Below are 12956 nucleotides of genomic sequence, written 5' to 3' on the forward strand. Positions count from 1 at the left end.
AAGTGATAGGCCAGTAGCTCAATTGGCAGAGCGACGGTCTCCAAAACCGTAGGTTGGGGGTTCGATTCCCTCCTGGCCTGCCATTATTTTACTCTCACCAAGTGGACATAACAAAAAACCATGGTGGATAAACTTAAAATGATAGTCGCAGTCGCTCTTGTAGTGGCTGCGATTGCTTTGTTTTATGCCTTCTCGGAGGTGTCGACGTTATTGCGTGTATTGGGCCTGATTGCTGCAGTGGTAGTCGCTGTACTGATTGCGTCGAGAACATCTGCAGGTGCGGCGGCATTCTCATACATTGGCGATACCCAGACAGAAGTTAGAAAAGTGGTTTGGCCGACACGGCAAGAAACAATACAAACCACGATGGTGGTTATTTTGATGGTCATTGTTGTTGCAATCATGTTGTGGGCTTTTGATTCGCTGCTGGGTTGGGCAGTCCGCACGCTGACATTCTGAGGCAGGGGTAAAGATGAGTAAGCGTTGGTATGTCATTCAGGCCTATTCTGGATTTGAGGCACAAGTAAAGCGGTCTTTGGAAGAGCGAATTAATCGACTGGGCTTGCAAGAAAAGTTTGGCGATATTCTGGTGCCGACAGAAGAAGTCGTCGAGATGAAGGAAGGTCAAAAGCGGAAAAGTGAACGCAAGTTTTTCCCCGGTTACGTATTAGTCAATATGGAAATGGATGACGAAACGTGGCACGTGGTAAACGATCTGCCCCGCGTTCTCCGCTTTATTGGCGGTACGGGTGACCGTCCTGCGCCAATCAGCGAAGCAGAAGCCAATACCATTCTGCAACGCGTTCAGGATACGGCGGAAAGTCCACGTCCGAAAGTCTTGTTCGAGCCGGGTGAAGTGGTTCGTGTGACTGATGGGCCTTTCAATGACTTCACCGGTGTTGTTGAAGAAGTGAATTATGAAAAAAGTCGATTGCGTGTCGAGGTGGTTATTTTTGGCCGCTCAACACCAGTTGAGCTTGAGTTTAGTCAGGTAGCTAAAGGCTAATCTGATATTGTTAAATTCGGGGAGCCGCAAGGCGCTTGCACCCGGTAAGGAGTAAAAATGGCGAAGAAAATTCAAGCCTATATCAAGCTGCAGGTTGCAGCGGGCCAGGCAAATCCAAGTCCACCGGTTGGTCCTGCATTGGGTCAGCATGGTGTTAATATCATGGAGTTTTGTAAAGCGTTTAACGCTAAAACACAAAACTTAGAGCCGGGCTTACCAACACCCGTTGTTATTACGGTTTATAACGATAAGAGTTTTACTTTTATTACTAAAACGCCGCCGGCTTCGATCCTGCTGAAAAAAGCGGCAGGTATTAAGTCTGGTAGTGCGCGTCCAAATACAGACAAAGTTGGCACAGTCAGCCGTGCGCAATTGGAAGAGATTGCGAATACTAAAATGCCTGACTTGTCGGCAGCTGATCTGGATGCGGCAGTGCGTACTATCGCAGGCACCGCTCGTAGCATGGGTCTGAAAACTGAGGGGGTTGAGTAATGGCTGCGCTGGGTAAAAGAGGCCGTGCTATTCGTGAGCAATTAAAGGCCGGACAAGTATTTGAATTAAACGAAGCATTGCAGTTCGTTAAAGACAATGCCTCTGCTAAATTTGTCGAGTCAATTGACGTTGCTGTTAACCTGGGTGTTGATCCACGTAAATCAGATCAAGTCGTACGTAGTTCAACAGTCATGCCAAATGGCACGGGTAAAACCGTACGCGTTGCCGTATTTGCTCAAGGTGCGAATGCGGATGCGGCTAAAGAAGCCGGTGCGGATGTGGTTGGCTTTGACGATTTGGCCGAAGACATCAAAAAAGGCAATATGGATTTTGATGTGGTGATTGCGACACCGGACGCTATGCGTATCGTGGGTACTTTGGGCCAAGTTTTGGGGCCGCGTGGCTTAATGCCGAATCCTAAGGTGGGCACCGTAACACCAAATGTCGCCGAGGCAGTTAAAAACGCCAAAGCGGGTCAGGTTCGTTACCGGACTGACAAAGCAGGCATCATCCATTGCCCTATTGGCAATGCGCAATTTGATGTTGAAGCTTTGCGTCAAAACCTGGTTGCCTTGCTGGATGATCTGAATAAATTGAAACCAACATCTGCTAAAGGCACGTACATCAAGAAAATTAGTCTATCCAGCACTATGGGCGCTGGTGTCATTGTTGATAAAGCGTTCCTTGGTTAATGATTAAGAATTGGACCGCCCGGCTGATTTTGGCCGGGTCGTCTAAGACCGCAGGCATGAAAATTTAATTGATCATTATGATCAACCTGCGCAGACGGGTTCAGCTGCAGAATATCTGATGGTTGGATACCGTAAAAGGGGGAAGTGGCAACACTTCCAGTTAGCAACACTTTACTGTCGATTGACAGTGAACCTAAGGAGGTCTTAGGTGGCTTTAAATCTTGAAGGAAAAAAGGCCGTCGTTGCTGAGGTTGCTGAAGTCGCATCAAGTGCATTTTCTGCGGTTGCCGCAGAATATCACGGCTTGAGTGTGTCAGAAATGACCGCCCTGCGTGTTGAGGCGCGTAAACAAAATGTTTATTTACGCGTTATTCGTAACACGCTGGCGCGTCGTGCAGTCGAAGGGACTGATTTTGCCTGTATGCAAGAAGGCATGACTGGTCCGCTAGTATTCGGTTTTTCTATGGAAGATCCGGGTGCCGTTGCACGCGTGATGAGCGACTTTGCAAAAGACAACAAAAAACTCGATGTCAAAATGGTTTCGTTGGGAGGCAAATTATTTCCTGCTTCTGAACTGGAACGTTTGGCGAAAATGCCGACCAAAGATCAAGCAATCAGCATGTTCATGGGTACGCTTAAAGCACCAGTCGAGAAATTTGTTCGTACGTTGCAAGCACCAACCAGCAAAATGGTTCGTACTTTCGCGGCTGTCCGCGATGCTAAACAAGCTGCTTAATCCCGATTCGTGGATTAGCATTAATTAATTCTGCAAGTTTGAAAATAGGTAAATATCATGGCTGTATCTAAAGACGATATCTTGGAAGCGATTTCCAATATGACCGTTGTTGAGATCGTTGATCTTATCGAAGCAATGGAAGAAAAATTTGGTGTAACTGCGGCAGCACCTGTTGCTGCGGCTGCGGCTGCACCAGCTGCTGGTGGCGCTGCTGCTGAAGAGCAAACTGAATTTAACGTTGTTATGACTGGCTTTGGGGATAACAAAGTTGGCGTAATTAAAGTTGTTCGTGGCATTACCGGTCTGGGCCTGAAAGAAGCCAAAGACATGGTTGAAGGTGTTCCAGCCACTGTGAAAGAAGGTGTTGAAAAAGCGGAAGCTGAAGACATCTTGAAACAGCTGACTGAAGCGGGTGCAACTGCTGAAATTAAATAAGCAGCCCGTTATTATTAGTGGTTACAGTTTGACCACAAAATAGAAACTGGCTGGTGGCCTATGGCCACCGGCCTTTTTCCGTTGCAGGCCGATCGATAACCGGCCCTTATACATGACCCTGCCTGTATTTTGCGATACGTAAAAACAGGTGTTTCTTCGAGGTGTAATACATGGCTTATACGTTTACCGAGAAAAAACGGATTCGTAAAGATTTTGGCAAGCGCTCTAGTGTTCTGACCGTCCCGAACCTGCTGGCAACGCAAGTCAATTCCTATCAGGATTTTCTGCAAATGGGTGTTGCAGCTGACGAGCGGGGCAGCGTGGGATTGCACGCCGCGTTTGAGTCAGTGTTCCCGATTAAAAGCCATACCGGTATGGCTGAACTCCAGTATGTGAGCTATCGGCTTGGCGTGCCTACTTTTGACGTGAAAGAATGTCAATTACGGGGCGTCACCTATGCCGCACCTTTAAGAGTTAAAATGCGTCTGGTTATTTATGACAAAGACGCCCCTGCTAAACAAAAAGTCGTCAAAGACATTAAAGAGCAGGAAGTTTACATGGGTGAAATCCCGTTAATGACGGAGAAAGGTAACTTCGTTATCAATGGGACTGAGCGCGTTATTGTGTCGCAATTGCATCGCTCCCCAGGGGTTTTCTTTGATAGTGATAAAGGAAAAACCCATTCATCAGGCAAAATTTTATATAACGCACGGGTCATCCCTTATCGCGGTTCTTGGTTGGACTTCGAGTTTGATCCGAAAGATGCTGTCTTTGTACGTATTGACCGTCGCCGTAAGTTACCTGCAACCATCCTGCTCCGTGCCTTGGGTTACGGCAACCAGGAAATCCTAGAAATCTTCTTTGATAACGACGTGTTTACCCGTCGTAAAGCAGGCTTTGAACTGGCGCTGGAACCACAGCGGCTGCGCGGCCAATCTGTGCCTTTTGATATTCTGAATAAAGAAGGCGAGGTCATCGTTGAAGCTGAGCGGCAAATAACGGGCCGCCACATTCGGCAGTTGGAAAAAGCCAATATGTCTGCGCTGTCTGTGCCGGAAGCGTATCTGGTTGGTAAAGTGATTGCGAAAGATGTCATCGATACCGATACAGGTGAGTTATTGGCAAATGCCAATGATGAAATCACCAGCGACATTCTGGAAAAATTCGAACGCTTTGGTGTTGATAGTATTGAAACTATTTATGCGAATGATTTGGACCATGGTCCTTATATTTCTGACACCCTGCGTCTTGACGAAACCCGCACTGACCTGGAAGCAAAAGTCGAAATTTACCGGATGATGCGTCCCGGTGAGCCGCCAACAGAAGACGCGGCGGAAAACCTGTTCCAGAATTTATTCTTCACTCATGATCGCTATGATTTGTCCAATGTCGGTCGGATGAAATTTAACCGCCGATTGGGTCGTGAAGAACTGGAAGGCGAAGGCACACTTTCTAAAGAAGACATCCTCGCGGTAATCAGTGAACTTATCTCGATTCGCAATGGTTTTGGCGTTGTCGATGATATTGATCATTTGGGTAATCGACGTGTTCGTAGCGTTGGTGAAATGGCTGAAAATCAATTCCGCGTTGGTCTGGTTCGGGTTGAACGTGCCGTGCGTGAACGGTTAAGCATTGCTGAATCAGAAGGCCTGATGCCACAGCAGTTGATTAATGCCAAACCGGTTGGCGCAGCGATTAAAGAGTTCTTTGGCTCAAGTCAGCTGTCGCAGTTTATGGATCAAAATAACCCCTTATCGGAAGTCACCCATAAACGTCGTGTTTCTGCATTAGGCCCGGGCGGTCTGACTCGTGAACGTGCTGGTTTTGAGGTTCGTGACGTACATCCCACGCACTATGGCCGAGTCTGCCCAATCGAGACACCGGAAGGTCCGAATATCGGCCTGATTAACTCGTTGGCTTGTTATGCACGTACCAATAAATACGGCTTCATCGAAACACCGTACCGGAAGGTTATTGATGGTAAGGCAACGGATGAAATCATCTATTTGTCGGCGATTGATGAAGGCGAATACAAAATTGCACAGGCGACGATTGCGTTAAATAGCGATAACTCAATTGCTGATAATTTGGTGCCTTGTCGTTATCGGAATGAGTTTTCATTGACGCCATCTGAACAAGTTCAGTTGATGGACGTGTCGCCTCGTCAGGTTGTCTCTGTCGCGGCATCATTGATCCCATTCCTTGAGCATGATGATGCGAACCGGGCCTTGATGGGCTCGAACATGCAACGTCAGGCTGTTCCGACACTCCGTGCTGACAAACCGTTAGTTGGTACCGGAATGGAACGGGTTGTGGCTCAGGATTCTGGTGTCATGGTCACGGCGAAACGGGGTGGTGTGGTTGACTCCGTGGATGCGAGCCGGGTGGTTATTCGTGTTAATGATGACGAAACCGAAGGCAATGAATCCGGCGTTGATATTTACAACCTGATCAAATACGCACGCTCAAATCAAAGCACCTGTATTAACCAACGGCCTATTGTCAAACCGGGCGATATTATTGGTAAAGGCGATACCCTTGCTGATGGTCCGTCGACCGATAAAGGTGAATTGGCATTGGGTCAGAATATTCTGGTCGCTTTCATGCCGTGGAATGGTTATAACTTCGAAGATTCCATTCTTGTCTCTGAACGTGTCGTAGAAGAAGATCGTTTCACTACGATTCATATTCAGGAATTGAATTGCCTTGCTCGGGAAACAAAACTGGGCACAGAAGAAATTACCAGTGATATTCCAAACGTCAGTGAGAGTGCACTGGCCAAATTGGATGAATCCGGTATTGTTTATGTCGGTGCCGAAGTCAAACCGGGCGATATTCTGGTGGGCAAGGTGACGCCAAAAGGCGAAACGCAGTTGACACCAGAAGAAAAACTGCTGAGAGCGATCTTTGGTGAAAAAGCAGCGGATGTGAAAGATTCTTCACTTCGAGTCCCTTCTGGTACTTATGGCACCGTCGTTGATGTTCAGGTATTCACCCGGGATGGCGTGGATAAAGATGAACGGACAGATCAAATCGAAAAAGCGGAACTTGAGAAAGTCTGGGCGGATCTGAAAGATCAACATCGCATCATGGTTGATGATGTGTTTTCACGACTGGAACGTAATTTAACCAACAAAGTTGCTAAAAAAGGCCCAGGCATTAAAAAAGGTGACAAACTGACCAAGTCCGTGCTCAAAGGGCTTGAGCAGTCACAGTGGTTCGACTTGCAAATGGAGTCGGATGATCTGAATGCCATGTTGGAATCGGCAAGTAAGCAAATCCAGCAATACCGAAATGATATGGATGAAGCCTTCCAAATCAAAAAGGACAAACTGACCTCAGGTCATGATTTGGCACCTGGCGTACAGCGCATGGTCAAAGTGTTCTTGGCGGTGAAACGTCGTATCCAGCCAGGCGACAAAATGGCAGGCCGCCATGGTAATAAAGGGGTTATCTCTAACATCGTTCCGGTCGAGGATATGCCTTATACTGAAGATGGCCGTCCGGTTGATATCGTTTTGAATCCATTAGGCGTTCCATCACGGATGAATATCGGTCAGATTCTCGAAGTGCATTTAGGTTGGGCTGCCAAAGGCGTTGGTTACAAGATTCAGGAGATGTTGGAACAACAACGTGAAGTTGCAGAGCTACGTGAGTTCTTAGGTCGTGTCTATAACACCAGTGGCAAGAAAGAAGAGCTGGATGAATTGACGGATGCAGAAATTGTCGAATTAGCAGGTAATCTGCAAGGTGGTGTGCCGATGGCAACCCCAGTATTTGATGGTGCAAACGAAGATGAAATCAAAGATATGCTGGAACTCGCTGGTTTACCTAGAAGTGGCCAAGCGAAATTAATTGATGGTCGTACCGGAGAGTTTTTCCATCGGCCAGTGACCATTGGTTACATGCATATGCTGAAACTGAATCACTTGGTAGATGACAAGATGCATGCGCGTTCAACCGGTCCATACAGCCTCGTTACCCAACAACCATTGGGTGGTAAAGCCCAGTTTGGTGGTCAGCGCTTTGGTGAGATGGAGGTTTGGGCATTACAGGCTTATGGTGCTGCCTATACCTTGCAGGAAATGTTGACCGTTAAATCGGATGACGTGAATGGCCGTACCAAGATCTACAAAAACATCGTTGATGGTGATTATCGGATGGATGCCGGCATGCCGGAATCCTTCAAGGTACTGACGCGCGAAATTCGCTCACTTGGTATCGATGTCGACCTGGTCGAAGAATAAGCGCCCCCGATAATCAGGATTTTTGTCGCGAAAGTGACAGCGGAGAATAAATATGAAAGATTTGATTAATCTCTTAAAGCAACAAAGTCAGCCGGAAGAATTCGATGCAATTCGTATTGGTTTGGCTTCACCCAAAATGGTCCGAAGCTGGTCATTTGGTGAGGTTAAAAAACCGGAGACCATCAACTATCGTACTTTTAAGCCAGAGCGTGAAGGTCTGTTCTGTGCGAAAATTTTTGGCCCAGTCAAAGATTATGAGTGTTTGTGTGGCAAATACAAACGTCTCAAGCACCGCGGTGTGATATGTGAAAAATGTGGTGTTGAAGTCACGGTTACCAAAGTCCGTCGTGAGCGGATGGGGCACATTGAGTTAGCGTCACCGGTAGCACATATCTGGTTTCTGAAATCACTGCCGTCACGCATTTCATTATTTTTGGATATGACGTTACGTGATATTGAGCGCGTGTTGTATTTCGAAGCCTTTATCGTTGTTGATCCTGGTATGACACCGTTAGAAAAAGGCCAGTTGTTGTCAGATGAAATGTTTCTGAACGCAATGGAAGAATACGGTGATGAGTTTGATGCACGCATGGGGGCTGAAGCAATTCAGGAGCTGCTGCGGGCCATCGATTTGCGCAAAGAAATCGATACAATTCGCGAAGAAATCAACGGTACCAACTCAGAAACAAAAATTAAAAAACTCAGCAAACGACTGAAATTAATGGAAGCATTCTTGGATTCTGGGAATAAGCCAGAATGGATGGTCATGGAGGTGTTGCCCGTACTGCCACCAGATCTGCGTCCATTAGTTCCGCTTGACGGCGGCCGGTTCGCCACCTCAGATCTAAACGATCTGTATCGTCGCGTTATTAACCGTAATAATCGTCTGAAACGCCTGTTGGATCTCAATGCACCGGATATCATTGTTCGCAATGAAAAACGGATGTTGCAAGAGTCTGTCGATGCGCTATTGGATAATGGTCGTCGTGGACGTGCCATCACCGGCACCAACCGAATGCCGCTGAAATCTTTGGCAGATATGATCAAGGGTAAGCAAGGTCGATTCCGTCAAAACCTGTTGGGTAAACGTGTCGACTATTCAGGCCGTTCTGTTATCGTCGTTGGCCCCTACCTTAAATTACACCAGTGTGGTTTGCCTAAGAAAATGGCACTTGAGCTATTTAAACCATTTATCTACGGCAAACTGGAACGCCGGGGCTTGGTGACCACAATCAAAGCCGCCAAAAAAATGGTTGAGCGGGAAGTGCCTGAAGTTTGGGATGTACTGGAAGAGGTTATCCGTGAACATCCGGTTATGTTAAACCGCGCACCGACCCTTCACCGATTAGGTATTCAAGCGTTTGAACCTTTATTGATTGAAGGTAAAGCAATTCAGCTGCACCCACTCGTTTGTGCCGCGTTCAATGCTGACTTTGACGGTGACCAAATGGCGGTGCACGTTCCATTGTCACTGGAGGCGCAACTTGAAGCCCGTTCACTGATGATGGCGACTAATAATATTCTGTCGCCTGCGAATGGTGAGCCAATCATTAATCCCTCTCAGGACGTGGTTCTTGGTTTATATTACATGACCCGGGATCTGGTTAACGAGAAAGGCGAAGGCAGTCGTTTTGCCGATATTACCGAGCTGCGTCGTGCCTATGACAACAAAGCCGTATCGCTGCATGCCAAAATCACCGTACGTATTGATGAAACCGATATCACGCGTCCCGAGCCTGAGCAAAACCGGCGTATTCGAGTAGAAACAACAGTAGGTCGCGCGATATTGTTTAGTATTGTCCCGAAAGGATTGCCGTTTTCTGTAGTGGATCGCACCATGACCAAGAAAGCGATCAGTGATCTGATTAATACTTGTTACCGCCGTTTAGGCCTGAAAGATACGGTTATCTTTGCAGATCAATTAATGTATCTCGGCTTTAATCAAGCGACGATGTCAGGTGCGTCAGTTGGTGCTGATGATATGGTCATTCCAGCCCAAAAAGTCGATATCCTTGCCAAGGCTGAAGCGGAAGTAGAAGAAATCGCAAATCAATATGCTTCTGGTCTGGTTACCGATGGCGAACGCTACAACAAAATCATTGATATCTGGTCACGAACCAACGATCAGATTGCCAAGGCAATGATGGAAGGGATCGGTAAGGATTTGATTGTTGATAAAGATGGCAAAGAAATCGAACAACAATCAATGAATTCAATCTATATGATGGCCGATTCCGGTGCCCGGGGTAGCGCGGCGCAGATTCGTCAGCTGGCAGGTATGCGTGGACTGATGGCAAAACCGGATGGTTCCATCATCGAAACACCGATCACGGCGAATTTCCGTGAAGGTCTGGACGTATTGCAGTACTTCATCTCCACTCACGGTGCCCGTAAAGGTCTGGCCGATACGGCTTTGAAAACGGCCAACTCCGGTTATCTGACTCGTCGTCTGGTCGATGTTTCTCAGGACTTGGTTGTCGTCGAAGAAGATTGCGGCACAGCGCACGGTCTGAGTATGACACCAATCATCGAAGGCGGCGACGTAGTCGAGGGCTTAGGTGAACGTGTTCTTGGTCGTGTGGTTGCGCAAGATGTAATCAATAGTGAACAAAAAGTGGTACTGGAAGCGGGCAGAATTATCGATGAAGCCTGTGTCAGCCTCTTGGAACGTGAAGGTATTGATGAGGTAATGGTACGGAGTGCGATTACCTGTGAATCTCGCTATGGTGTTTGTAGCGCCTGTTATGGTCGTGACTTGGGACGCGGTCACCGCATTAATGTTGGCGAGGCAGTCGGCGTTATCGCTGCACAGTCAATTGGTGAACCGGGTACGCAGCTGACCATGCGGACATTCCATATCGGTGGTGCGGCTTCACGTACCGCGGCAGATAACTCGGTTGTGCTTAAATTCAAAGGCCGGATTCGTTATTACAACATCAAGTCGGTAGAGAACAAGGCGGGTAAATTCGTTGCAGTTTCACGCTCAGGTGAGTTGCACCTGATTGACGAAAATGGCCGCGAACGTGAGCGTTATAAAATCCCCTACGGTGCGGAAATCACGGTAGCAGATAATGATGCAGTGGAATCAGGGCAAGTCGTTGCCAACTGGGATCCACACACGCATCCGGTTGTGACGGAAGTAAAAGGTCATGTCCGTCTCAGTGACTTGGTTGAAGGTGTGACCGTTGATAAGCAAGTGGATGATGTGACTGGTTTGACCAGTTTGATTATCCGTGAGCCAAAACAGCGCAACAGCTCAGCTAAAGATATGCGGCCGATGGTTAAACTGGTTGATGATAATGGCAATGACGTCAATATCATCGGTACCGATATTCCGGCACAATACTTCTTGCCAGGGGGCGCGATTGTGCGTGTTACCGACGGCATGGAAGTGGAAGTTGGTGATATCCTGGCGCGTATTCCACAAGAAAGTAGTAAGACCCGTGATATCACGGGTGGTCTGCCGCGTGTTGCTGATTTGTTTGAAGCACGTAAACCGAAAGATCCGGCTTTGATGGCTGAAATCAGTGGCACCATTAGTTTTGGTAAAGAGACTAAAGGCAAGCAACGCCTGATTATCACTCCGAAAGAAGGGGATACGCATGAGGAGTTAATTCCAAAATGGCGTCATGTCTCTGTCTTTGAAGGTGAGCACATCGAAAAAGGCGAGATGATTGTTGATGGACCGGAAGATCCGCACGATATTTTGCGTTTGAAAGGGGTGTTGGCATTAGCTAATTATATGGTTAGCGAAGTTCAGGAGGTATACCGCCTTCAGGGTGTTAAAATCAACGATAAACACATCGAAGTGATTGTGCGTCAGATGTTGCGTAAAGTTGAAATTGATGCGCCGGGCGATACCAAATTCCTGAAAGGGGAGCAGGTCGAGTTTGATCGTGTTCTGGAAGCTAACGATGAAATGCGGTCGGAAAACAAAATTGAAGCGCTGTTTACCCCATTATTGCTGGGTATAACCAAAGCATCACTGGCAACAGAGTCATTTATTTCAGCCGCATCATTCCAGGAAACCACGCGTGTATTGACCGATGCTGCGGTCACTGGCAAGAGCGACAATCTGCGCGGACTGAAAGAAAATGTCATCGTAGGTCGATTGATTCCTGCCGGTACCGGTCTGGCTTATCATAAGGAACGCCAACGCCGTAGGCAGGTTGCAATGCCAGAAGTAGTAGAAACAATTTCAGCAGAAAGTGTTGAAAATACAGAGGAAGAAACCAACGAGACATCTTAGGTCTTGACGCGGCCAATAGCCGCAAGGTAAAATCCTGTTTCTTTGTCGGGTGCTCAATGATTTGAGCGCCCGATTTTTACTAGAATGGTAATGCGAGAATAATAGTATCGCAGGCTACCATTACCAGTTATTTGTTTAAGGTTGTATTGATGGCAACAATTAATCAGTTGGTTCGTAAACCAAGATTGAAGCAAAAGAAAAAGAACAACGTCCCGGCATTGCAGGCTTGTCCGCAACGACGTGGTGTTTGTACCCGTGTCTACACAACGACACCGAAAAAGCCTAACTCAGCAATGCGGAAAGTTGCCCGTGTTCGTTTGACCAACGGGTTTGAAGTGACATCTTACATCGGTGGTGAAGGTCATAACCTTCAAGAGCACAGTGTTGTTTTGATCCGTGGTGGTCGTGTTAAAGACTTACCAGGTGTGCGCTATCACACCGTTCGTGGTGCATTGGATACTTCTGGCGTAGCAGCGCGTCGTCAAGGTCGTTCCAAATATGGTGCTAAGCGTCCTAAAGGTTAATAGCCTTTCTGGATGCCACTTTTAGAGAATTAGGAAGCGTAAAGATGCCAAGAAGAAGAGTTGTTGCCAAACGAGAAGTATTGCCCGATCCAAAGTTTGCAAATATCGGGCTGGCAAAGTTTATTAACGTCATTATGAAAGATGGCAAAAAGTCGGTTGCTGAAAAAATCACTTACGGTGCGTTAGATGCTGTAGCAGAAAGCAAAGGTGGTGATGGCTTGGAGATTTTCCAGAAAGCAATTGAAAACATCAGCCCGATGGTGGAAGTAAAATCCCGTCGTGTCGGTGGTGCGACCTACCAAGTTCCTGTTGAGGTTCGTCCTGAGCGTCGTGTTGCCTTGGCAATGCGTTGGTTAGTTGACGCCTCGCGCAAGCGTGGTGAAAAATCAATGGGTAAGCGTCTTGCTGGTGAATTGGCCGATGCCTATGAAGGTAAAGGCACTGCTGTTAAGAAGAAAGAAGATACCCATAGAATGGCTGAAGCGAACAAGGCGTTCTCGCACTTCAGATTTTAAGTTTAACCTCTGCCCGGCCAGTTCCGGGCAGATTCGTTCTTTAACATTGTTGACCGTAAA

Annotated in this window: 10 protein-coding genes and 1 tRNA gene; all 11 read left to right on the forward strand. The window is 47.3% G+C overall.

Annotation, left to right across the window (positions count from 1 at the left end; translation table 11 throughout):
• The first annotated feature begins 7 nt into the window (after positions 1 to 7).
• The 11 genes from Q7C_RS11405 (at position 8) to rpsG (ending at position 12896) form a co-directional block, all read left to right on the forward strand.
• Positions 8 to 83: transfer RNA gene (locus Q7C_RS11405), tRNA-Trp, on the forward strand.
• Between the two features lie 55 nt (positions 84 to 138).
• On the forward strand, positions 139 to 459 hold the full coding sequence (gene secE, locus Q7C_RS11410) for a preprotein translocase subunit SecE (RefSeq protein WP_238532321.1): 321 nt from the start codon (positions 139 to 141) through the stop codon (positions 457 to 459).
• 13 nt (positions 460 to 472) lie between these two features.
• The gene (gene nusG / locus Q7C_RS11415; protein WP_014704934.1) at positions 473 to 1006 is read left to right on the forward strand and encodes a transcription termination/antitermination protein NusG; all 534 of its coding nucleotides are present in this window, start codon (positions 473 to 475) and stop codon (positions 1004 to 1006) included.
• Positions 1007 to 1063: 57 nt separating this feature from the next.
• Entirely contained in the window at positions 1064 to 1498 is a 435-nt protein-coding gene (gene rplK, locus Q7C_RS11420; RefSeq protein WP_014704935.1) for a 50S ribosomal protein L11, read from the forward strand.
• Positions 1498 to 2190: a 50S ribosomal protein L1 gene (gene rplA, locus Q7C_RS11425; protein WP_014704936.1), complete on the forward strand. Its 693-nt coding sequence runs from the start codon at positions 1498 to 1500 to the stop codon at positions 2188 to 2190. The genes rplK and rplA overlap by 1 nt, the downstream gene beginning before the upstream one ends.
• A 208-nt stretch (positions 2191 to 2398) precedes the next feature.
• Positions 2399 to 2926: a 50S ribosomal protein L10 gene (gene rplJ / locus Q7C_RS11430; protein ID WP_014704937.1), complete on the forward strand. Its 528-nt coding sequence runs from the start codon at positions 2399 to 2401 to the stop codon at positions 2924 to 2926.
• A gap of 57 nt (positions 2927 to 2983) precedes the next feature.
• Positions 2984 to 3361, forward strand: a complete 378-nt coding sequence (gene rplL, locus Q7C_RS11435) for a 50S ribosomal protein L7/L12 (RefSeq protein WP_014704938.1) — start codon at positions 2984 to 2986, stop codon at positions 3359 to 3361.
• 170 nt (positions 3362 to 3531) lie between these two features.
• A complete protein-coding gene (gene rpoB, locus Q7C_RS11440) occupies positions 3532 to 7608 on the forward strand; it encodes a DNA-directed RNA polymerase subunit beta (RefSeq protein ID WP_014704939.1) in 4077 nt (1358 codons plus the stop codon).
• Between the two features lie 52 nt (positions 7609 to 7660).
• Positions 7661 to 11857: a DNA-directed RNA polymerase subunit beta' gene (rpoC, locus tag Q7C_RS11445; RefSeq protein ID WP_014704940.1), complete on the forward strand. Its 4197-nt coding sequence runs from the start codon at positions 7661 to 7663 to the stop codon at positions 11855 to 11857.
• 149 nt (positions 11858 to 12006) lie between these two features.
• Positions 12007 to 12381 (forward strand): 30S ribosomal protein S12, encoded by a 375-nt coding sequence (gene rpsL, locus Q7C_RS11450; protein WP_014704941.1) that lies wholly within the window; start codon positions 12007 to 12009, stop codon positions 12379 to 12381.
• Between the two features lie 44 nt (positions 12382 to 12425).
• The gene (rpsG, locus tag Q7C_RS11455; protein WP_014704942.1) at positions 12426 to 12896 is read left to right on the forward strand and encodes a 30S ribosomal protein S7; all 471 of its coding nucleotides are present in this window, start codon (positions 12426 to 12428) and stop codon (positions 12894 to 12896) included.
• Positions 12897 to 12956 lie beyond the last annotated feature (60 nt).

Source organism: Methylophaga frappieri (assembly GCF_000260965.1).
Lineage (GTDB): Bacteria > Pseudomonadota > Gammaproteobacteria > Nitrosococcales > Methylophagaceae > Methylophaga > Methylophaga frappieri.

Coding starts and splice junctions, on each gene's coding strand:
- secE (WP_238532321.1), top strand. CDS start 139: ATGATAGTCGCAGTCGCTCTTGTAGTGGCTGCGATTGCTTTGTTTTAT.
- nusG (WP_014704934.1), top strand. CDS start 473: ATGAGTAAGCGTTGGTATGTCATTCAGGCCTATTCTGGATTTGAGGCA.
- rplK (WP_014704935.1), top strand. CDS start 1,064: ATGGCGAAGAAAATTCAAGCCTATATCAAGCTGCAGGTTGCAGCGGGC.
- rplA (WP_014704936.1), top strand. CDS start 1,498: ATGGCTGCGCTGGGTAAAAGAGGCCGTGCTATTCGTGAGCAATTAAAG.
- rplL (WP_014704938.1), top strand. CDS start 2,984: ATGGCTGTATCTAAAGACGATATCTTGGAAGCGATTTCCAATATGACC.
- rpoB (WP_014704939.1), top strand. CDS start 3,532: ATGGCTTATACGTTTACCGAGAAAAAACGGATTCGTAAAGATTTTGGC.
- rpoC (WP_014704940.1), top strand. CDS start 7,661: ATGAAAGATTTGATTAATCTCTTAAAGCAACAAAGTCAGCCGGAAGAA.
- rpsL (WP_014704941.1), top strand. CDS start 12,007: ATGGCAACAATTAATCAGTTGGTTCGTAAACCAAGATTGAAGCAAAAG.
- rpsG (WP_014704942.1), top strand. CDS start 12,426: ATGCCAAGAAGAAGAGTTGTTGCCAAACGAGAAGTATTGCCCGATCCA.